The following is a 17363-nucleotide window of genomic DNA, read 5'->3' as shown; positions in this document are numbered from 1 at the left end:
CCCGCGCCATCTGCTGACACAGCAGCGTCCGCAGCCTCATTCCCTTCTTCACCGACAGGACCTCTTCCCCCGTATGAGCCTTCGCCTCGCCCGACCTGCTCACCTCGCCGTCGCCGTCGCTGCCCTGGCCGCAGGCACTCTGCTGCCCGCGCAGGCCGTGGCCGCCCCGGACGCCCCACTGGTACTGGGCCCCGGCTACACCATCCCTGACTCCGAAGGGCACGCGGCCTCCAGCCACATTGGCGCCTATGGCCCGCCGGGCCCGGCCGTCCACGGCGACACCGAGACCTACTGCGCCGACCCCGAGCGCAAGGGTCCGGCCGACGCCGGAGGCTACGGCGACCCGCAGCCGGTCCCGACCTGGACGTCGTCGGTGACCGGGAAGCCCGTCACCAAGGAGAACCTGGCACAGGCCGCGTACGTGATCGGCAAGTACGGGCAGACCCGCGACAATGCCCAGGCCGCCGCAGTCGACGCCGTGGTGTACGAGTACCTGGCGGGCGGCACCTATGCCCTCGACGGCGACCGCGGCAAGCAGCGCCTGGCGTACCCGGTCGTCTCCCCGACCGCACGCACCCTCGCCCAGGGCTACGTTGCCGAGGCCAAGAAGCTCGCGGGCCCCTACACCCTCCAGATCACGCCGTCGGTCAAGACCACCACCGCCGGGACGAGAGTCACCGTCGCCGTGAAGGTCACCACCACCGCCGGCACGCCGGTCCCGAAGGTCGCCGTCACGCTCGCCGAGTCAGGCTCCGGCACCGCCTCCGGCAAGATCACCACCAACGAGAACGGCACGGGCGCCTGGGAGTTCACCGCCGAGAAGCCCGGGACCGCCAGCGTCACCGCGATGGCCGAGGGACTGCCCGCCATCGGGCTGCAGGTCCTCACGCCCAAGAACCCGGCCGCCCAGCGGATGCTGCTCGCCGGGGGCACCACCAACATCAAGGACTCCGCCACCATCACCGTCGGCGAGGCCACCGGCGGCGTGACGATACGCAAGAAAGACCCCGAGGGCACCCGCCTGGTCGGCGCCGCGTTCCAGCTCCTGGACTCCGACGGCAAGCAGGTCGCCGCAGGCAAGACCGACGAACAGGGCAACCTCATCTTCGACAAGCTCCCCGCCGGCACCTACCGGCTGCGCGAGACCTCCTCCGGCAGCCTCGTCCACGATCTGCTCCCCGAGCAGACCATCACGATCACCGCCGGACGCACCGCCCAGGCCAACCCCCTCGACCTCGTGGACCCGTTCAAGAAGGCCCGCCTGTCGGTGAAGAAGACCGACAAGAACACCGGCAAGACCCTGCCGGGCGCGGTCATCGCCATCCGCGCCGACGAGACGGACAAGACCGGCAAGCACACCCCCGGCAAGGTGATCACCAGCCTCACCACCGGGGCCGACGGCACCGCGACCGTCCCCCTTGACGTCACGCTCAAGGCGGGCACCCGCTACTGGGCCGGCGAGACCAAGGCCCCCGACGGCTACCAACTCGGCGCCACCCCGGTCGCGTTCACCGCCCGACCCGGCGCCGATGTCACCGTCACCCTCGCTGACAAGCCCACCGCAACCACACCGCCGAGCCCGAGCACCCCGCCCCCGACACCCCCGGCCACCACCCCGCCGACGACACCGCCCGGATCCCTCGCCCACACCGGCGCCGACGCCACCACCTGGCTGGCCGGCGGAGCAACCGCGCTGCTCGCCGCCGGCGGCGGCCTCTACCTGATCAACCGCCGCCGCCGTACGGGCGACGCCCCCAGCTGACCGCTCGCGCTGCCGGGCCATGGCTCCGCAGCCCCGCCACACCGTCCCCACGATTCCGCCCGGAGCACCCCTCATGAAGCACCGCCCCCTCCTGTTCACCACGCTCGTCCTGACCGGCGCCGTCCTGACCGGCCCGGCCACCACCACTGCCACCGCAGCCCCCTCCCCGGCCGCCGAAGCCCCCAAGGAGCAGGCTGATCCCGCGCCGACGGACAAGGCCGGACTACGCATCGTCAAGACGGACCCCGAAGGCCAGGCCGCCCCCGGAGCCGCCTTCCAGCTGCTCGACTCGGCGGGCAAGATGCTCGCCGAGGGCAAGACCGGCGCCGACGGCACCCTGGCCTTCTCCGACCTCGCCCCCGGCGTCGTACGCCTCAAGGAGACCGCCTCCGGCAGCCCGCTGCTGGGCACCGTCCCCGACCAGGACGTCGTCGTCGCCCCCGGCGAGCCCAAGGTCCTGGCGATCACCGACCCGTACAAGTCCGCCGGCCTCACCCTCAAGGTCACCGACAAGGCCACTGGCAAGGGCCTGCCCGGAGCCATCGTCAACATCGCCCCGAAGGACGCCAAAGACGACAAGGGCGCCTTCACTCTCACCACCGGCCCGGACGGCACCGCCAAGGCACCCCTTCCCGTAGGCAAGAAGACCGGCAGCGCCTACACCGCCACCGAGACCAAGGCGCCAGACGGCTACCGGCTGGACGCCACCCCGGTGGAGATCACGGCCAAGCCCGGCGCCGAGACCACCGCGGCCCTGACCAACACGGCCACGCCCAAGCCCACCGAGGACCCGACCCCGAAGCCGACGGCCAAGCCCACCGGCGACCCCACCTCCCAGCCCACGCCGACCAGCTCGTCCTCAACCGGCACCGGAGGGCCCACCGCCACCGCGTCCCCCTCCAGCAGCTCGGACATCGGCACCGCCACCTCGACCCCCACAGCGCCGGACGCGAAGCCCGAAGGCTCCCTCGCCCACACCGGCGCCGACAGCACCAACGGATGGCTCCTGGCCGTTGGCGGCCTCCTACTCGCAGCAGGAGGCGGCGCCGTCCACGCCGCCCGCCGGCGTAAGAGCGAGGACACCGACTCTGAAGTCGGTACCGGCCACCAGCACCGGCGCACTGACGGCAGCTGACTGACGGCGTTGGGTGAGCGGGCCTTAGGACAGTTCCAGGAGCTCTGCGCTGATCCGGTCCCATTCCGGTCGAGGGCCGTCGATCGGGCGTACGGCCGTGAGCAGGCGGCCGTCGAGGAACGTGTCGAGCCGGTCCCCGGTGAGGCTGGCCAGCCGCTCGCGCTGTGCACGGCGGTCCAGCTCTACGCGTTCACCCAGGACTCCGAGCAGTACCTCGTGCCGTGCCTCGCCGAGGACATCGCCGCGGATCCATCGTCCTCGGACGGGCACGCCGTCGAGCGTGCCGAGCTGGTTCTCTTCGCGCTCGAAAGCTCGGTTCATCGCCTCCTCGGCCGCAGGGCCCACCTGGCGGATCGCCTCCCTGGTGGCTGCCTGACCGCTGACCCCTGGAAGCGTCACCACGAAGTCTTCGTCCGGGACCGGGTCCACTACGCGCAGGCGGTCAGGACGCGGGACGCGGAACTGCCACGGTTTCGGGTCCCCGGGTACTTCGATCCATCCGGTCTTGAGGCCTTTCAGGGCGGCGGAGTGGTCGGGGAGGAAGATGTCGACGTAGACGCCGCCCGGGCCGAGCCAGACCCAGCTCATGAAGTAGGCGTGATCGCCATGGTCTACGGACCACTGCGCGAGCTTCTCCAGGCGCTTCCTCTGCTCCGGGGTGCCCTTGCCCGCCGGGAACATCTGCTTGGCGCGCCGTCGTCGCCCCCGTGCTTCGCCCGCAACCGGTCCGGCAGCCAGGTCGTACAGAAGGTCCGGCCGCACGCCGGTGTTCGCGTAGACGCCGCGGAGCTTTCCCGGCAGCCGGTCGAAGCTGCTGAGGCCGCCGGTCGTGTGGGTCCAGTCGAAGAGGACCTCGCTGGCGGCGCTCATCACGCCGAGCCCGGTGCACTCGCTGACGAAGCGCTGGATGTGGCCAGCGCTGGAGTCGAGAGCGGAGCACTCGACTCCGAGTGGCCCCTTACCCTGGTCGCCGAGGATGTAGCTGAGCAGCAGCCTGATCTCGTGATCGCGCACGCGCTGGTCGACCGTCTTGCGAAGGTCGCACGCGAGGGCGTTGACGTTGACCAGGCTGGCCAGGGAAACCGGGAGCGGTCCCTGCCCGATCTCGACAGCCTGGACAGCCTCCGCGCCGGCCTTCCCCTTCTCGATCGTGAAGCGCCACACCCGGGCGCGTACCGTACTCATAGGAGAACCCTACGGTCCGTTGTTCGTGCCGGTTTCCGCCTTAGCGGTCATCTCGGGGGCCTGGGTCCAGGTCGCGGTCCAAGAGAGCCTGGATGATCCTCTCGGTGCGCGCGTGCATCTCCGTTCCGTGGCCGGCGAGGTTGCGGTCGAGTGCGTGCCGCGGCATGTCGAGCACCTGCTTCATCTCGCCGATGAGGCCGGACCATGGTGCGAGCGAATCCGTCAGGTCCCCGATGTTGTCGGACCAGTCGGCTCGGCGGGCTCCCAGGGCGAAGCCGACCAGAAGGACGGCGAAGAGCGGATCGCTGTCGAGAGCTGTGCATGCACCTAGACCTGCAAGGTTCTCCTTGCCGGTCTGGGCTGCGAGAGCCCGGGTGACAACGGGGAGCTGGAGGAAGAGTGCCGCGGCCACTGAGCGGGCTTCCTCCCATTCGGCATCGGAGGCGTGGGCGAGCGCTTCGGTCATCCGCGGCAGGGAGACGAAGTCGGCGGCGCCGACGATGAGGCTCGCCGGGCCGGTCAGCCACGGCTCAGCGCCTTCCACCCGCTGCCGTCTGCCCGGCGAGACACCGAGAACCTTCTCGATCGTCTCCGCGTCGTCTTCCGTCACGTCCGGTCGCGTGCCGAGGGCGAAGATCTGCAGCAGGTGCGCGACAGCGGTTGCCCGGTCGTCAGCCGGGACGCGAATCGGGCGGGGTAGAGCGTTCTTGCCGCGCTTCGCTGCCATGGTCGCCGCGACGGCACCCACGACCGCGTCCTGATCTTCGACAGGGTCGCGGCCCTGGCGGGATGCCTCGGTCCGAAGGAGCTGCTCCACCTCGCGTGACAGGCCGGCCACCACGACGGCCGCGGAGGCACGGACTGCATCGAGGGCAAAGGGGAAGCCCTCGACCCACAGCACGACGCGCAGCACGTCCACGTCCAATGTGCGCTCGCGCCAGCGCAGAAGCTGTACCAGCTGGCGGTCGCTGTCTGGCGGATAGATCCAGACCGGCCGGCGGCCGTCGTTGCCGACTCGGACAGGACGGGGCATCAGGCCGCTGCTGCGGAAGTCCTCCAGTCTCCTCTCGTTCATCGTGCTGAAGCCGGCGGACGTGGCTGCGCGAAGGAGGTCGTCGCGCTGCAGGGCATGAGGTTCAACTGCCATGCCGGGCAGCGTAGGGGCCCCACGGCACACCGGGCGAGCCGAGTACTCCCGTCCCGGGCCGCTCTAACTTGCAAACGGGCCTAACCCCGTTGTCACCAGCGGGTTTGCGCTGCTTCTGTGATTGCGCGGCGCCAACTCGGGCGCTGCTCCTCCCTCTCGAAAGGACTTGTCATGTCCAGGAATCAGGTAGCGGCGGTGACCGGATTGATCGTTCGTGCCCTCGCGAAGCGGTGGGCCGACGCGAACGGCCTCAGCAGGGAGCAGGGCCTCCTGCTCGCGTGGGCGGCGGGTGCCCTCGCCTCGGTGGCGATCATGCGCGTCTGACTCCGGAGCGGAGCCCGTTGGGCAACGGCCTCCGTAGATACGCCGAAGGCCCCGGGAACCAGACAGGAGTGTCCAGCCAGGTTCCCGGGGCCGGCTGCGTTGTGTCCGAGACACGTAGCCACCCGGGCCTGCCCCCCCCGTGAGCGTTGCTGGCTCGCCCTGGTCGGACGGGGCTGCGGTGTTCAGTCTGTTGGGGCGAGGAACTGGTGGGCGCCGCGCAACGGGGTGCGGAGTTTGGCTTGTGTCGAGCGGCTGTCGAGGCGGACATCGAGGGGCCCGGGAAGGGGGCTGTCGGCCCGCAGACCGGTGGGCAGTCGCGATGCGTCGAGTCCGTCGCGTCGGGCGATGAGGACGCCGAGCTCGTGCCGGCTAACGGCTTGGTTCCCGCCGAGGTGGTGGACTCCGGTCGTGTCCCCTGACGCGAGTTCCAGCAGGGCTGCGGCCAGATCGCGCACGTGGACCGGGCACCGGAAGTCGTCCGTGAAGAGGACGCCTTCGCGGGTACCGGCCGCGAGTTCGTGGACAGTCCGCTCGTGTTCGGACTGTCCGCCGCCGATGATCAGGGAGGTGCGTGCGACAACAGTGTCCGGATTCACGAGGAGTACCCCGGTCTCCGCTGCGGCCTTCGCCGCCCCGTACGGGGTGGTGGGGTCGGGCCGGCACTGTTCGTCGTAGCGCGCACGGCACTTGCCGGAGAAGACGGCGTCGCTGGAGACCTGGATCATCCTGCTTGCGGCCCTAGCCCCAGCGATCGCGAGGCGGACAGGACCCTCGGCTGTAACCGCCCAGTCCGCCCCGCCACTGGCCGTGTTGATGATGACGCGCGGGCTGAGTTCGAGTACCGCCTCTTCGACGCTCCCAGGGTTCCGCAGGTCGAGGTGGTGCCAGGCGACTTCCGGAGTGCTGCCGGGTCTGGTCGAGTAGGTCGCAGCCGTCGGGCGCCCAGCCGATACGGCTTGCCGGACCAGCTCGGTACCCAGGAATCCGGACCCACCCACGATCAGCAGCGTCATGAGCCGACCCTAGACCGGTCGGGGCTGGGTGACGGCGAGAATGTGGGCAGAGGCGTCAATGAGGGCGGCGTGCGGTTCCGCGATGCGCGCCGCGGCGAGGGCCGCTTCGTACATGTCCGTGTCCATGAGGTTGGCGCCGGTGTACTTCTCGATGGCCTTGACTGCCACCCAGCCGGGTCCTTCGATTCCGTAGAGGGTGGGGTCGGTGAGACCGGCGTCCGTGATCTCCGCACGCAGTTCGGTGGAGGTCTGGAAGTAGGCGACGGTGAAGCCGCGCTGTCCGGCGTAGCGGCCCTGGGCCAAGGTGTCGCGGACGCCGTCCTGGATCGCGGACTCGGTGATGCCGGTGGTCGCGATGTAGTCAAGGAGGGGTGAATAGCGGGAGATCGCGGCTGCGGCGATGACTCCACCGGGCCGGGCCACACGGGCAGCTTCGGTCAGCGCGGAGATCCGGTCGTGCTGGTCGTGGAGGTGGTAGAGCGGTCCGAGGAGCAGCACGACGTCATACGTGTCAGCGGTGGCGGCGAGATGGCGGGCGTCGCCCAACTCTGCCGTGACGCCGTCGACGGCGGCTGCCTGGGTGACGTGCTTGGAGACGGGGTCCACGACGTGGACCGTGTAACCGTCCTCGGCGAGCCACCGGGCGTGGGCTCCAGGACCGCCGCCGACATCGAGCACGCGGGCCGGTGCGGGAGGGAGGTGGCGGCGGAGTAACTCGCGGGTGCGCGCGAACTCCAGGGCACCGGTGGCGGTGGCCAGGAGCCGGGCGGCTTCGTTGGACCGGGTGTAGAAGTCGATGATCTCCGGACGCACGGCGGGGACGCTGCTCGTCATCGGAAAGTCCTCCTCGTGATGGGCTGTTGGTGTCCGGCAGGGTAGGGGAGACGGAGAGGTGATCACCTTGAATTTCGGAGCCCTGCGACGGTCCGGCCTCGTCCGTTGTCACCATGGCACCCGGCTCCAAGAGTCAGGCTGCTGCGGTAGCGGGAGCAGCCGGGAGGCTAGGGTGCCGCGCGACTGTCCAAGTGGGCTGTGCCGCTCCGCCTTCACCCCGAGGGATGAAGGGGGACGGCGAAAACATCCGGTCGCGCCATCCGAGATCCCACAGCAGGCTGCGATGGTAGTTCGCCGGTGGCAGACAGGAAAGTTCCTGCAAGGGGTGGTGCGGTGGCGCAGCGCATGTCAACCTAGACGACCTTCCCGAGAATTCGGGATTTCCCCAGGTCAGAGAGGTGATGCTGGTGACCGTGGAGCTGTCGAACGCAGGGTTCCGCACCACGATTGAAAAATTGCGACTGCATAGCTGGCTCTTGGGGCCCGGCCAGCCGACCGAGGTCATCGACTGCTTCCCCGAGGCGAACGGCGACTTCACCCTCATCGTCGACGACCGCGCCGACACCCACATCTCCTCCGCCGACGGCAGGCTCTATCTCGGCTGGTTCCCCGACGGGCGCCCCGGCGCCGAGGGCGAGGGCTGGGTCCTGGCCGTCACCGGCACCGACAAGGTGCCCGGCTACCGTGTTGTCTTCGATCCGCAAACCCCGGCACGTCTCGTGGCCGCTGCCGTTTCCGAGGTGCTCGCCACAGCTCGACGGCTGTAGTGACTACGTCGCCGCCTGGGACAGCGCCTCCCGTCCTTCGGCGGCTACCCATCGCGGCCCGTTCCCGGAGGCCGCGCGGTGCACATCCGCATCCACCGCAGCGCTTTCCACCCGTGAGGAGAACCGTGGCACCCCAACCCACGCCCGGCGCCGAGATGACCGTCGCCGACCTGATCAAACACCTGTCCGCGGTTGACCCCTCTGCCCGGGTCCGGCTCGCGATCAACCCGTTCTTCCCGATGGCCCACAAGATGGGCGCCGTGACCGTAGACCCGGACGAGGACGGGCGACCGATCGTCTATCTCGCCGAGGACGCGGAGGCGGTGCAGTACGGATACCTCCCCAGGCCGGTCGCCGAGGCCCTTACCTGGATGCCTCCGGTCGAGCCGCCCGCCCGTGGACGGCGGCTGCGGGCCGTCTCCGACAATGATGCGAGCAGCGAAACCCCCTGACGACAAGGAGCACTTCTGCCCCCGTCCCCTGATACCTCTCCCTTTCCCGCCTACTGGGTCGCCCCGCGCCATCTCGCCGGTGACGACGGTCTCCTTGCCGATCAGGTCGGCTCCCACCTCGCTGCTGGGGGCTGGACCAGCCTCACCCTCGTCCGGGGCCGGCGTGAGCCTGACGAGTCCGACGATGCACGGCAGGTTCTTCGCAGCACCGTCCTGTACGTCGCTCCGGACGCACTGAGCTGGGCACAGTGGGTGCTGGCCGACGAGCCCATCCTCCTGGGCGACCAGCCGGTGGCATGGACGGTCTCTGCCCGCGCCACCCCCGACAGCCTTCCCCAGTGGAACGCGTATTTCTCCGCCGGCACCCCGCACGAGGCCGTCACCGACTTCCTGCTCGCCCTGGAGGACCGTCCGGATCCCGCCCACGGCTATGCCGGACCTCAGGCGGTGCTCGATGCGCTGGCGGGCGGTGGTTGGGTCCGCGACATCGATACCCCCACCGCCATGTCCGACCCGCGGCTGGCCGCCAGCATGGCCTTCACGACTTTGCCGGACGAGGGCATTCAGGACGGCGATCCGCTCGCCCTCGATGCCGAGGCGGAAGCGGCGGGATGGCAGGCATGGTGCGAACCGAGGATGGGCGCCGGGCTTCTGTGGGCCGCCATGTTCTCCGCTAGCACGCCGCATGATCTCGTTGCGGCCTTCGCCGGTTCCCTGGCCTCGCCCGCACCGGTGCTGCGCCACACCTTGCCGGAGAGCAGCGAGGGCCAGCTCACTGTGCAACCGACTGTCTGATACGCCGACGGCCGGACCCTTTGGGTCCGGCCGTCGGCCTTTTGTATCTCGCTACGGTCATTGATCGATGTGCGACTCCAGCGGACCGTCGCAGTGCCTACCGACGCCCGACGCCCCGCCCGGCCTCAGCACTTGTGCGTGAGTCGGGCGGGGAGACAGACCAAGCGCTCAGCGGGCCGTCGCCTTGGCCAGGGCGGTCTGCCCGTGGACTGTGACTTCCGCCGGACTGCCGGAGACGACCAGGAGCACGGCCCCGTCGCGAATCACGGTCTGCTGGATGACGGTGCGCCGCCCGCCAGCGGCGACGGTGAGGACCAGCCCCCACCGCTCGTCACCGAGACGGGGCACCGGCACCACCTGGGTGCGGATCTCCGCCACGCTGGTGGAGGTGACCAGCTGGTACGACGGGCAGGCGCCCATCGCGGCCATGATCCGCCCGACCCCAGCGGAAAGGTCCTTGGGCGGTGCTGAGTACAGCTCCTCGGTCAGCTGGGTACCGCCGGGGCCGGCGAACACGCGCTTCCCTTGGTTCGGGAACATCGCGTACGGGTTGTCCACGGCGCTGCCCAGCTGATCCAGTTGGGGGCAGCCCTCGACGGACGCCTCGGACGAAGCCGTGGTTGCGGCGGGGCGGGCGGCGTAGCCGGGGCCGAGGTCGTCGGCGGTGAGCAGCCGCTCCGCCAGTTGCTCCGACGGCAGCACTTCGTGGTCAACGCCGACAGGTATGGGCGTCTCCGCTTGCGTCCCGGCGGGCGCGTTGTCGGAGGGCGGGGCGGAACAGCTGGTCAGGGCCCAGAGGGCGAGGCAGGTGGTGGTGAGGATGGCGGAGTGGTGCAGGCGCATACGGGTTCCCTGGGTCGGATGCGAGTGGGCTGACCGTGGCCGCCTCCTCCGAGCGGCAGGGCAGGAATACAGGGGGTCCAGGGGGACGCAGTGCACCGGATCAGTGCTCGAGGGAGCGCAGGCCCTCCTCGAGCGTGCCGAACTTGCCGTTGCTCGGACCGCTGTTGCGGTTGTACCAGGCCACGTCCAGGCGCGGCTCCACGGTCTCGTGGCCGGCGGGGCAGCGCAGCCAGATCCGGCCCTGGGTGCACAGGATGACCCAGTTTCGGTACGCCTGGCACTGCGGGCAGGCGCGGACCTCACCCTCGACGACCAGGGGGCGCCGCCAGGGCATGAACCGGCCGGCCAGCTCGTCGTCGGTGTCCATCCGGAAGTCCGGCGGCAGGAAATCGTCCACGACCGGGGCGGCCGGAGCGGGTTCGGGCGCCGACTGGGCGGGCTCGGGCCACTGCGGCTCCGGGTACGCCAGCCACGGGACGCCCGCCGGCCCCATCTCTCCACGCTCCTGCTTCGCCTTCCTGCGACCGAACACTTGGGCTCCCCTCCCAGAGTTGGCTCCCCGCACACGGCGGCGGGGCATGAAGCGTGCCCCACCGCCCCCATCTGCGGCAACTCACGAATTCCTGAATGCCCCGGTCACCTCCGGCGGCGCTGCGGGCCCTTCGTGGCCGGGTTCCCGGCCTTCTGCGGTGCAGGGTCCGACGGGACAGGTCCGCCGCCGGGCAGAGGCGTCGCCTGGGCGTCGGCCGGCAGGTCCGCCGCGCGGCGCAGCCGCCACACCAGCACATCGGACACAGACTCGGCGCTCGCCAGCTCCCGGCGGGCAGCAGCATCGGCCAGCAGGACGGTGGCGTCGTACCCGGCCGCCTCGGCATCGGCCAGGGTCGCTGCCAGCGCCGCCCACCCGGCTTCCGCCAGGACATGCTCGGCCAACGCCGACGGAAGTGCTTCTCGGACCCGTAGGACTTGGCGGCGCAGCACCGGAAGAGCCAGCGACCGGCCCCGTACGGCGAGCACGCCCATCGGCTGCACGGCGGCGGCCCGGTAGGCCGTGCGCAGGTGCTCGGCGGCCAGCTGGGCGGCGGCGGCCTGCTGGGCGTGTGCCTTCTTCCCGTGCCAGTGCGCGGCCACCGTCACCAGGAAGAACACGGCGTCGATCACCATCGCGGTGGTCGCCCCGTCCTCTCCCCGCCCGAGCGCAGGACCGCTGTAGACGAGGTCACGGGCAGCCTGACGAAGGGCCCGGTCGTGCCCGCGTTCGGCCCGCACGTGGGAGCGGGAGGCCCGCTCGAAGGCGAAGGCGGCCTCTCGCAGTTCGCGCCGGGTGTGTGCGGCCGACGTCTTCGCGAGTGCGTCCAGGACCTCACCGGCAGCCGCGATGTACGCCGCGGCCACCGCGTCGTCCGCCCCGTCCATGACCAGCACCGCCTGCCACAGCGCCGTGCTCGCCCGGCGCCGCGCCGATGCGGGACCCGACGGCACCGCCTGCTCGGCGGCCCGGCTGCCGCTCTGGTGGCCGGACCAGCGCTCCCGGATCCGCGGCAGGGACAGGTCCGGGCCCAACTTCGAGCCGGGGTAGAAGACCGGTTCCCCTTGGGCGTTGACGTCTCCGGGCAGCGCGACCGTGTAACCCAGGAGGTCACCGGACGGTGCGACGCGGGTGCGCACCAGAACGCCCGCGGCGCCCAGGCGGTCGAAGAACTCCTTCTCGCTCTCGGCGCCGGCCACGGCCCGACGGACGGTCTCGCGCAGTTCCTCTCGGGCGGTGCGCTCGCGGCCCTGGCGGGCGGCCTTGTGGCGTTCGGCGCTGGTGGGCCGCTTGGCGGCGGTGCCGTCTCCGGGGTTGAGGCGGCGCAGCCCCAGCTCTTCTTCCAGGCGGCGGGCCTCGGCCTGGACGCGGACAGCGTCGAAGTCGAGGTCCGGGCGGTTGCCGTCCTCACGCACCAGGGTGGCCAGAATGTGGATGTGGTCGTCCGCGTGCCGTACGGCGACCCAGCGGCAGCCGGAGCCCTGGGCAAGGTCGTCGATGCCGGCGGCGGCGACCATGCGACGGGCGACGTCGCCCCATTCTTCGTCGGACAGGGTCCGGTCGGTGGGGCCGTTGCGCACCGACAGGTGCCACACGTGCTTCTTCGGCCGCTCGTCTTCGGTGAGCAGGGCCAGGGGCTGGTCGAGGAGCTGCTGCAGCTGCTTGTACGTGGCCTTGGCGTCGCGGCCGGGGTCGGGGGCGCTGTGATCCCAGGACGCCACCAGGTGCGGGTCGACGTGCTCCTCGGCCTTGCCGGGCCCGTACAGGTAGTACAGAAGGCCGATGGTGCGCTGCCCGCGCTTGTGGATCCTGGGGACCATGGTGGTGTGGAGTCCTAGGTGTGTTCGAGGAGCTGGTCGGTGGCGCCCTGGACGCGGGCGGAGGCGCGGTGGACCGCGTCGAGTACGGAGTCAAGTTGGGCGTCGGGCGGCTGGGCACCGGAGTTGATGGCGCGGGTCAGCTGGTTCAGGTTGTTGCCGATCTGTCCGAGGTGCCGGCGAGCGGCGAACAGCTCGGCGACCACCTCGCGGCGCCCCGCGATCGCGGCGGCGCTGGTCTGCGGGTCGCGCGAGGCACTGAGAGCGGCACGGGCGAAGAAGCCGGCGAGGGTGACGCCGGCGGTCTTGGCGGCGGTCGCGACGAGCGCGAGTTCGTCGTCGCTCATACGGACGCTGCACACGTTGGGGCGCTGACGCCGTTTGTACGTACGACGGCGAGTACGGGCGGCGGAGGCTGACGCGGAGTCGAGCGCGGGCTGTTGGTCTCCTCCTTGCTGCGATCCGCCCTCGGTCGCAGCCTCCTCGTCAGGCGTCCCCCGGCGCCGGACGAGGCCCCGCCCCCCAGGGGCGGGGACCCCTTTGGACACTCCGCCGATGGTGGAGTGTCCAAAGGGATAACTTGCTCCTCCTGGGAGCGAGTTGGTGTCGAAGGAACGGCCGTCATGGCCGGGCGCTTCGGCCGGTTCGTCGGGCTGGTCCCGCTCCCCTTCCGGCGGGTTCTTGGCTGTGGGCATGTGGAATTTGGCCCCTTTCGGGAGGTTAGGTGCGGGAACGGGGCGGCAGCCCGGGCGTTGCTCCGGGCCGCCGTACGGGCAGGGGGCAACTCACGTGCACAGGGGGCAGCGCGAGTAATGGCGGGCGAGCGCCCTGGCCATGTTCTGCTTCACCGCCAGGGCGTGACGTGTGCTCGACTTCGAGGCGTTGCTGCCCGCGTGAAGCGCGGCGTGGTTACGCAGGAAGGTGATGTCGCGTTCGTATCCGGCCTTCAGGTCGGTGAACCGATTGCACGTCTTCATCGGCGGGTGGCTCCTTCGGAGGATGTGGTGGAGGTGGTGGCGGCACGCAGCGAGGTCAGGACGGGACCGATGTGCTCGTTGCCGAGGGGGATTCCGCGGGCACGCATGATGCTCCGCAGCTGTGCCCTGGTGATCTGCTCGTTCCCCTCGGCCGCCAGGACCGCAGGGACGTCCGGGAGGACCAGCTCGACAACCTCGGCCTCGGACAGGCGACGCGGCCCGGTCCGGCGGTCCGACCGTCCGGTGTGCACCCTGGCCCGGACGCTTCCGGGGCGGAGCGGTCCGGTCCTGGTCCGATTCGGTCCGGGTTTCGGGCCGGGGTGGGGCGGTCCGGTGGGGGTGTCGGTCCGGTCCGGGTTGGGTCCGGTCCGGGTTTCCGTACGGTCCGGGTGTTCGGCGGTCCGGCTTGGGTCCGGGGTCGGTCCGGGTTTCGGGCCGGGGTGGGGCGGTCCGGTGGGGGTGTCGGTCCGGTCCGGGTTGGGTCCGGTCCGGGTTTCCGTACGGTCCGGGTGTTCGGCGGTCCCGCTCGGTCCCGACCCGGTCCGGGTATCGGTCCGACTGTTCTGGACCGGCCTGGCGACGCGCTGCTGGATCTGCCGCATCAGGACACCGAAGGCCAGCATTGCGCCGGTCGGTGGGACCGCCGCGACCAGGTAGTCCAGGAGCGGGACCGGACCGGTCGTGGTGCCGTTCACGCCGGCCACGTTCAGGGCGATCGAGCCGAGTGATCCGACAGCGGTCAGTCCGACCGCCCACCAGTCCGTCACTCGGCGAAGTCCGGCCCGCAGCATGAGGAGTTCGCCGGCCACGATGAACATGTCCAGCGTGGCGGGCCAGGCCCACTGTCGGATGGGCGAGCTGTTCAGTCCGTGTCGCCCTGCGACTTCGGCGAGGTGGGCGTAGGAGAGCCAGAATCCGGCGCCGGTCAGGACGATGATCACTGACCCGGCAGCGATCAGGGCGTATCGGTCGGCGGTCTCCTCGGTCAAAGGCTCCCTTTCTCCGGACTCGCTGGAGGATGTGGTGTGTGTCCGCCGGTGGTGGACCGGGCGGGAGATAGCGTCGGGCAGTTCAGGCCGCCTTCTTCAGGGCATTGATCAGTTCGTGCGTCTGGGCCTGGCGGGGCACCTGGCAGAACGTTTCCTCGGGGTCGGTCTCGCTGCTGGCCTCCTTGCCCTGGTCCGGGGCGCCGACTTCTTCGCTGTCCGCGGCCGGGACCTTCCAGTACCGGTCGCGGTCGGCCACCGCGTGGCGGGCCTCGCGCAGGAGGTCGCGGGCGTGGTCGAGGTCGACCGCAAGGGCGTAGGCCAGCCGCGACGCGCTCCATCCACGTACGTGTGCGGCTCGGGTGACGGCATCGCGTTCAGCAGCGGAGAGATGGACATCCCGGCCCATGAGGGCGGCGCGGACCCGCTGGTAGTCGAGTCGCTTGGCGACCTTGGCACGCCAGGGCTTCCGTTCCGCCTCGGTCAGCCCGCCCCACAGGCCCCACCGGATGTCGTTGTCCAGGGCGTGGCTGAAGCAAGCCTGCCGGACGGGGCAAGCGCCGCACAGGGTCTTGGCCTCGGCGATGGCGGTGTGGGCCCGCGGAGCGGGGAAGAACAGCCGGTCGGCTTCGGCAGGGTCGAGGTCGCGGCAGTTCCTTTGGTCGTGCCACGAGATGTCGGCGATGCCGCGCAGGTCGGGGACGGGCTGGGTGTTGGTGGTGATGTGGCGCATGGGATTGGATCTCCAGGACATGCCAGGCAGCACGGCGAGAGGGTGTGGCAGGCGGCGGCGGGTGCCGGCGGACCGGCTCGCGGGCCGGGCGGTGGAAGATGGTGGGCGCGGCGGGTCAGGCGGCGCGGAAGCGGCGGTCGGGTCCGTCGAGGTGGACCGGGGTGCACATGCCGGACAGGCGGCTCAGCACGCGGTCGCCGACCTTGTCCCGCAGCACCGGCTGGCCGGAGGCCATCCCGGGCATGTGGACCGGCGGCAGGTTCGAGGTGATGATCGTCGGCAGGTGGTTCTGCGCACGCCAGTTCAGCAAGCGGAAGGTGATCTCCTCGGTCCACTCGCTGGTCTTGGCAGCGCCGAGGTCGTCCAGGAGCAGCAGCGGGATCCGCACGATCCGGCGCAGCAGGTACTCCGGATCGAGGCCCCCGCGGGACCGCATCTCCCCGTACAGGTCGGCGGCGGTCGTGGCCTGCCACTGCACCCCGCACCCGGCGGCGGTCAGAGCGCGGATGGCGGCGTACGCCTGGTGCGTCTTTCCGGCGCCGGTCGAGCCCCACAGCAGCAGGCTGCGGCCGTGGGTGATCTCCCGCTGGCCAGGTTTACCCCAGTGCGGAAGCAGCGGGCTTGCCGCAGCACCGACGGCGCTGGCGGCGATGGCGCGGACCCACTCTGCTACTGCGGGGTGCTCAACCTGGGCCTCGCGGTAGTCGCGAGGGATGCGCAGCTGAGCGGCCTCCAGAGCGGGGATCGCTCTCGGGGTGTCCGCGACGGGGGCGGTGGGGTCGATGCCGCGCTCGGCAAGCTTGCGCCGCATCCAGGCCATCGCAGCGTTGTCCGCGGGAGCCTGAGGGTCGGCGAGGCTGGTGCGGTTCACAGGGCGACTCCGAAGGTGCCGGTCGGCTCGGTGGGGTTGAAGTACGGCGTGTAGGCGGGGGAGGCGCTGGCCCAGAGCCCCGCGCCGGAGGCGGAGGACGGGCTCGAGCTCGACGACGGCCCGGCGTTGAGGAGTTCGTTGACCAGGCTCGGTAGGACGCTGGGGTTCAGCCCCTTGGTGCGCAGCCGCTCCAGCGCCGGCCTCAGGACGTCGGGGCCGTAGCCCTCGTCCAGCAGCGAGCGGATCTCTTTGCCCAGGTGCCCGAGGAATTTCTTCGGCGGACGCCCTCCGGGGCAGCCGCGTAGGTACTCGGCCATCAAGACCTTCGCCGACCACTCGCGTGCCTCGGCCGCATCCAGCGCTGTCTCCGAGGAGGAGCCGTGCGTGGGCGCCTCGCGCCCCCTACGGGAAGATCCAGGATCCAAGATCCTAGATCCAGACCGTGAACCCTCAGTGAATGTGGCGCCCGTCACGCCGTCCGCTTGGGTTGCGGCGCCCTGACCTGCGGATTCCCTTGCAGGGCTCGCGAGGGGCGGGTGCTGGGGCATTGTGGCCGCGGTCTCACCCTCCTGGATGGGAGTGGCGCGCGTCACAGCGGGCGTGGATTCGGGCGAACCGGACAGAACGATTCGCGTGAGTGCTCCGTGAGGGGCTGCGGAGTCGCCTCCAGCGGCGGCGTTGACGGGCGCCTTGGGGGCCTCAGGGGCCGATTGCTGGGGGCTGGCCGCCGTATGGGGGTGGGTGTGGCACTGGGGGCGGTCGCACTCGCCGCACGCCTTCGCCGCCTCGTGGGCCGGGCAGCGGGGCAGCCGGGACTCCGAAGCGCGGTTGATCTTCTGGTGTCGGTCCCAGGTCACGATGTGCAGCCAGGACTTGCCGTCGCAGCCGGTGTACCGGCACACCAGGCCGGCTGCGGCCAGCTGCTCTAGGTCCTGGGCGACGTGGGCGGGGGTGTGCTCCGGGCGCAGCGCCCACAGACGCCCGGCGATGATGGCCGGGTGGTCGCGGAACCGGCCGGAGTCGTCCGCCTGGGTCAGCAGCCCGAAGAACGTGAGCACCGCGGTGACATCGACGGCGGCAAGGTCCTCGGATTCGAAAGCCTCCGGCTTGATGGTGCGAATGCGGGCCATCAGACCTCACCCCCGCGCCAGAGGCCCGAAACGGGCGGGTGAGCGGCGTTCGCTGCACAGTCC

Annotated in this window: 19 protein-coding genes; 6 read left to right on the top strand and 13 right to left on the bottom strand. The window is 70.8% G+C overall.

Annotated elements, in window-relative coordinates; genetic code table 11:
- Positions 1-73 precede the first annotated feature (73 nt).
- Positions 74-1762, top strand: coding sequence for a SpaA isopeptide-forming pilin-related protein (locus tag AB0469_RS05735; protein WP_366450065.1), 1689 nt, complete (start codon positions 74-76; stop codon positions 1760-1762).
- A 73-nt stretch (positions 1763-1835) separates the two neighbouring features.
- Positions 1836-2897 (top strand): SpaA isopeptide-forming pilin-related protein, encoded by a 1062-nt coding sequence (locus AB0469_RS05730; protein ID WP_366450064.1) that lies wholly within the window; start codon positions 1836-1838, stop codon positions 2895-2897.
- 24 nt (positions 2898-2921) lie between these two features.
- Here the strand turns inward: AB0469_RS05730 and AB0469_RS05725 are convergent, their stop codons facing one another.
- Together AB0469_RS05725 and AB0469_RS05720 are read right to left on the bottom strand one after the other, a co-directional pair.
- Positions 2922-4082: a hypothetical protein gene (locus tag AB0469_RS05725; RefSeq protein WP_366450063.1), complete on the bottom strand. Its 1161-nt coding sequence runs from the start codon at positions 4080-4082 to the stop codon at positions 2922-2924.
- A 40-nt stretch (positions 4083-4122) separates the two neighbouring features.
- Entirely contained in the window at positions 4123-5229 is a 1107-nt protein-coding gene (locus AB0469_RS05720; protein WP_366450062.1) for a hypothetical protein, read from the bottom strand.
- A 171-nt stretch (positions 5230-5400) separates the two neighbouring features.
- Here AB0469_RS05720 and AB0469_RS05715 point away from each other — a divergent pair, with 171 nt between their 5' ends.
- Positions 5401-5553, top strand: coding sequence for a hypothetical protein (locus AB0469_RS05715; protein ID WP_366450061.1), 153 nt, complete (start codon positions 5401-5403; stop codon positions 5551-5553).
- 182 nt (positions 5554-5735) lie between these two features.
- Here the strand turns inward: AB0469_RS05715 and AB0469_RS05710 are convergent, their stop codons facing one another.
- On the bottom strand, positions 5736-6566 hold the full coding sequence (locus AB0469_RS05710) for a sugar nucleotide-binding protein (RefSeq protein WP_366450060.1): 831 nt from the start codon (positions 6564-6566) through the stop codon (positions 5736-5738).
- A 9-nt stretch (positions 6567-6575) separates the two neighbouring features.
- The gene (locus AB0469_RS05705) at positions 6576-7400 is read right to left on the bottom strand and encodes a class I SAM-dependent methyltransferase (RefSeq protein WP_366450059.1); all 825 of its coding nucleotides are present in this window, start codon (positions 7398-7400) and stop codon (positions 6576-6578) included.
- 407 nt (positions 7401-7807) lie between these two features.
- Between AB0469_RS05705 and AB0469_RS05700 the strand changes: the two genes are divergently transcribed.
- The 3 genes from AB0469_RS05700 (at position 7808) to AB0469_RS05690 (ending at position 9414) form a co-directional block, all read left to right on the top strand.
- Positions 7808-8167 (top strand): DUF317 domain-containing protein, encoded by a 360-nt coding sequence (locus AB0469_RS05700; RefSeq protein WP_366450058.1) that lies wholly within the window; start codon positions 7808-7810, stop codon positions 8165-8167.
- Between the two features lie 155 nt (positions 8168-8322).
- The gene (locus AB0469_RS05695) at positions 8323-8619 is read left to right on the top strand and encodes a hypothetical protein (protein ID WP_366450236.1); all 297 of its coding nucleotides are present in this window, start codon (positions 8323-8325) and stop codon (positions 8617-8619) included.
- A 15-nt stretch (positions 8620-8634) separates the two neighbouring features.
- On the top strand, positions 8635-9414 hold the full coding sequence (locus tag AB0469_RS05690; protein WP_366450235.1) for a DUF317 domain-containing protein: 780 nt from the start codon (positions 8635-8637) through the stop codon (positions 9412-9414).
- Between the two features lie 168 nt (positions 9415-9582).
- Here the strand turns inward: AB0469_RS05690 and AB0469_RS05685 are convergent, their stop codons facing one another.
- The 9 genes from AB0469_RS05685 to AB0469_RS05645 all read right to left on the bottom strand — a co-directional run bounded on the left by AB0469_RS05685 (position 9583) and on the right by AB0469_RS05645 (position 17300).
- Positions 9583-10257, bottom strand: a complete 675-nt coding sequence (locus AB0469_RS05685) for a hypothetical protein (protein WP_366450057.1) — start codon at positions 10255-10257, stop codon at positions 9583-9585.
- A gap of 100 nt (positions 10258-10357) precedes the next feature.
- Positions 10358-10789: a hypothetical protein gene (locus AB0469_RS05680; RefSeq protein WP_366450056.1), complete on the bottom strand. Its 432-nt coding sequence runs from the start codon at positions 10787-10789 to the stop codon at positions 10358-10360.
- Between the two features lie 104 nt (positions 10790-10893).
- Positions 10894-12606: a mobilization protein gene (locus AB0469_RS05675; protein ID WP_366450055.1), complete on the bottom strand. Its 1713-nt coding sequence runs from the start codon at positions 12604-12606 to the stop codon at positions 10894-10896.
- 14 nt (positions 12607-12620) lie between these two features.
- Positions 12621-12950 carry a plasmid mobilization relaxosome protein MobC gene (mobC, locus tag AB0469_RS05670; RefSeq protein WP_366450054.1) on the bottom strand — a complete coding sequence of 110 codons (330 nt, stop codon included), beginning with the start codon at positions 12948-12950 and terminating at the stop codon, positions 12621-12623.
- A gap of 438 nt (positions 12951-13388) precedes the next feature.
- Positions 13389-13580, bottom strand: a complete 192-nt coding sequence (locus AB0469_RS05665; protein ID WP_366450053.1) for a hypothetical protein — start codon at positions 13578-13580, stop codon at positions 13389-13391.
- Positions 13577-14569, bottom strand: a complete 993-nt coding sequence (locus tag AB0469_RS05660) for a DUF2637 domain-containing protein (RefSeq protein WP_366450052.1) — start codon at positions 14567-14569, stop codon at positions 13577-13579. Before AB0469_RS05660 ends, AB0469_RS05665 begins: the two co-directional genes overlap by 4 nt.
- Positions 14570-14651: 82 nt before the next feature.
- Entirely contained in the window at positions 14652-15299 is a 648-nt protein-coding gene (locus AB0469_RS05655) for a WhiB family transcriptional regulator (protein ID WP_366450051.1), read from the bottom strand.
- A 115-nt stretch (positions 15300-15414) separates the two neighbouring features.
- A complete protein-coding gene (locus AB0469_RS05650) occupies positions 15415-16170 on the bottom strand; it encodes an ATP-binding protein (protein ID WP_366450050.1) in 756 nt (251 codons plus the stop codon).
- Positions 16167-17300: a hypothetical protein gene (locus tag AB0469_RS05645; protein WP_366450049.1), complete on the bottom strand. Its 1134-nt coding sequence runs from the start codon at positions 17298-17300 to the stop codon at positions 16167-16169. The genes AB0469_RS05650 and AB0469_RS05645 overlap by 4 nt, the downstream gene beginning before the upstream one ends.
- Between the last annotated feature and the right edge of the window lie 63 nt (positions 17301-17363).

The organism is Streptomyces sp. NPDC093801 (assembly GCF_040701585.1).
Classification (GTDB): domain Bacteria; phylum Actinomycetota; class Actinomycetes; order Streptomycetales; family Streptomycetaceae; genus Streptomyces.
Note: the sequence above shows the minus strand (reverse complement) of the source record. Positions and strands in the feature narration are given on the sequence as shown.

Excerpts from the sequence above, each read along its gene's own strand:
- AB0469_RS05735 (WP_366450065.1), top strand. The coding sequence starts at position 74 with ATGAGCCTTCGCCTCGCCCGACCTGCTCACCTCGCCGTCGCCGTCGCT.
- AB0469_RS05730 (WP_366450064.1), top strand. The coding sequence starts at position 1,836 with ATGAAGCACCGCCCCCTCCTGTTCACCACGCTCGTCCTGACCGGCGCC.
- AB0469_RS05725 (WP_366450063.1), bottom strand. The coding sequence starts at position 4,082 with ATGAGTACGGTACGCGCCCGGGTGTGGCGCTTCACGATCGAGAAGGGG.
- AB0469_RS05720 (WP_366450062.1), bottom strand. The coding sequence starts at position 5,229 with ATGGCAGTTGAACCTCATGCCCTGCAGCGCGACGACCTCCTTCGCGCA.
- AB0469_RS05715 (WP_366450061.1), top strand. The coding sequence starts at position 5,401 with ATGTCCAGGAATCAGGTAGCGGCGGTGACCGGATTGATCGTTCGTGCC.
- AB0469_RS05710 (WP_366450060.1), bottom strand. The coding sequence starts at position 6,566 with ATGACGCTGCTGATCGTGGGTGGGTCCGGATTCCTGGGTACCGAGCTG.
- AB0469_RS05705 (WP_366450059.1), bottom strand. The coding sequence starts at position 7,400 with ATGACGAGCAGCGTCCCCGCCGTGCGTCCGGAGATCATCGACTTCTAC.
- AB0469_RS05695 (WP_366450236.1), top strand. The coding sequence starts at position 8,323 with ATGACCGTCGCCGACCTGATCAAACACCTGTCCGCGGTTGACCCCTCT.
- AB0469_RS05685 (WP_366450057.1), bottom strand. The coding sequence starts at position 10,257 with ATGCGCCTGCACCACTCCGCCATCCTCACCACCACCTGCCTCGCCCTC.
- AB0469_RS05675 (WP_366450055.1), bottom strand. The coding sequence starts at position 12,606 with ATGGTCCCCAGGATCCACAAGCGCGGGCAGCGCACCATCGGCCTTCTG.
- mobC (WP_366450054.1), bottom strand. The coding sequence starts at position 12,950 with ATGAGCGACGACGAACTCGCGCTCGTCGCGACCGCCGCCAAGACCGCC.
- AB0469_RS05665 (WP_366450053.1), bottom strand. The coding sequence starts at position 13,580 with ATGAAGACGTGCAATCGGTTCACCGACCTGAAGGCCGGATACGAACGC.
- AB0469_RS05655 (WP_366450051.1), bottom strand. The coding sequence starts at position 15,299 with ATGCGCCACATCACCACCAACACCCAGCCCGTCCCCGACCTGCGCGGC.
- AB0469_RS05645 (WP_366450049.1), bottom strand. The coding sequence starts at position 17,300 with ATGGCCCGCATTCGCACCATCAAGCCGGAGGCTTTCGAATCCGAGGAC.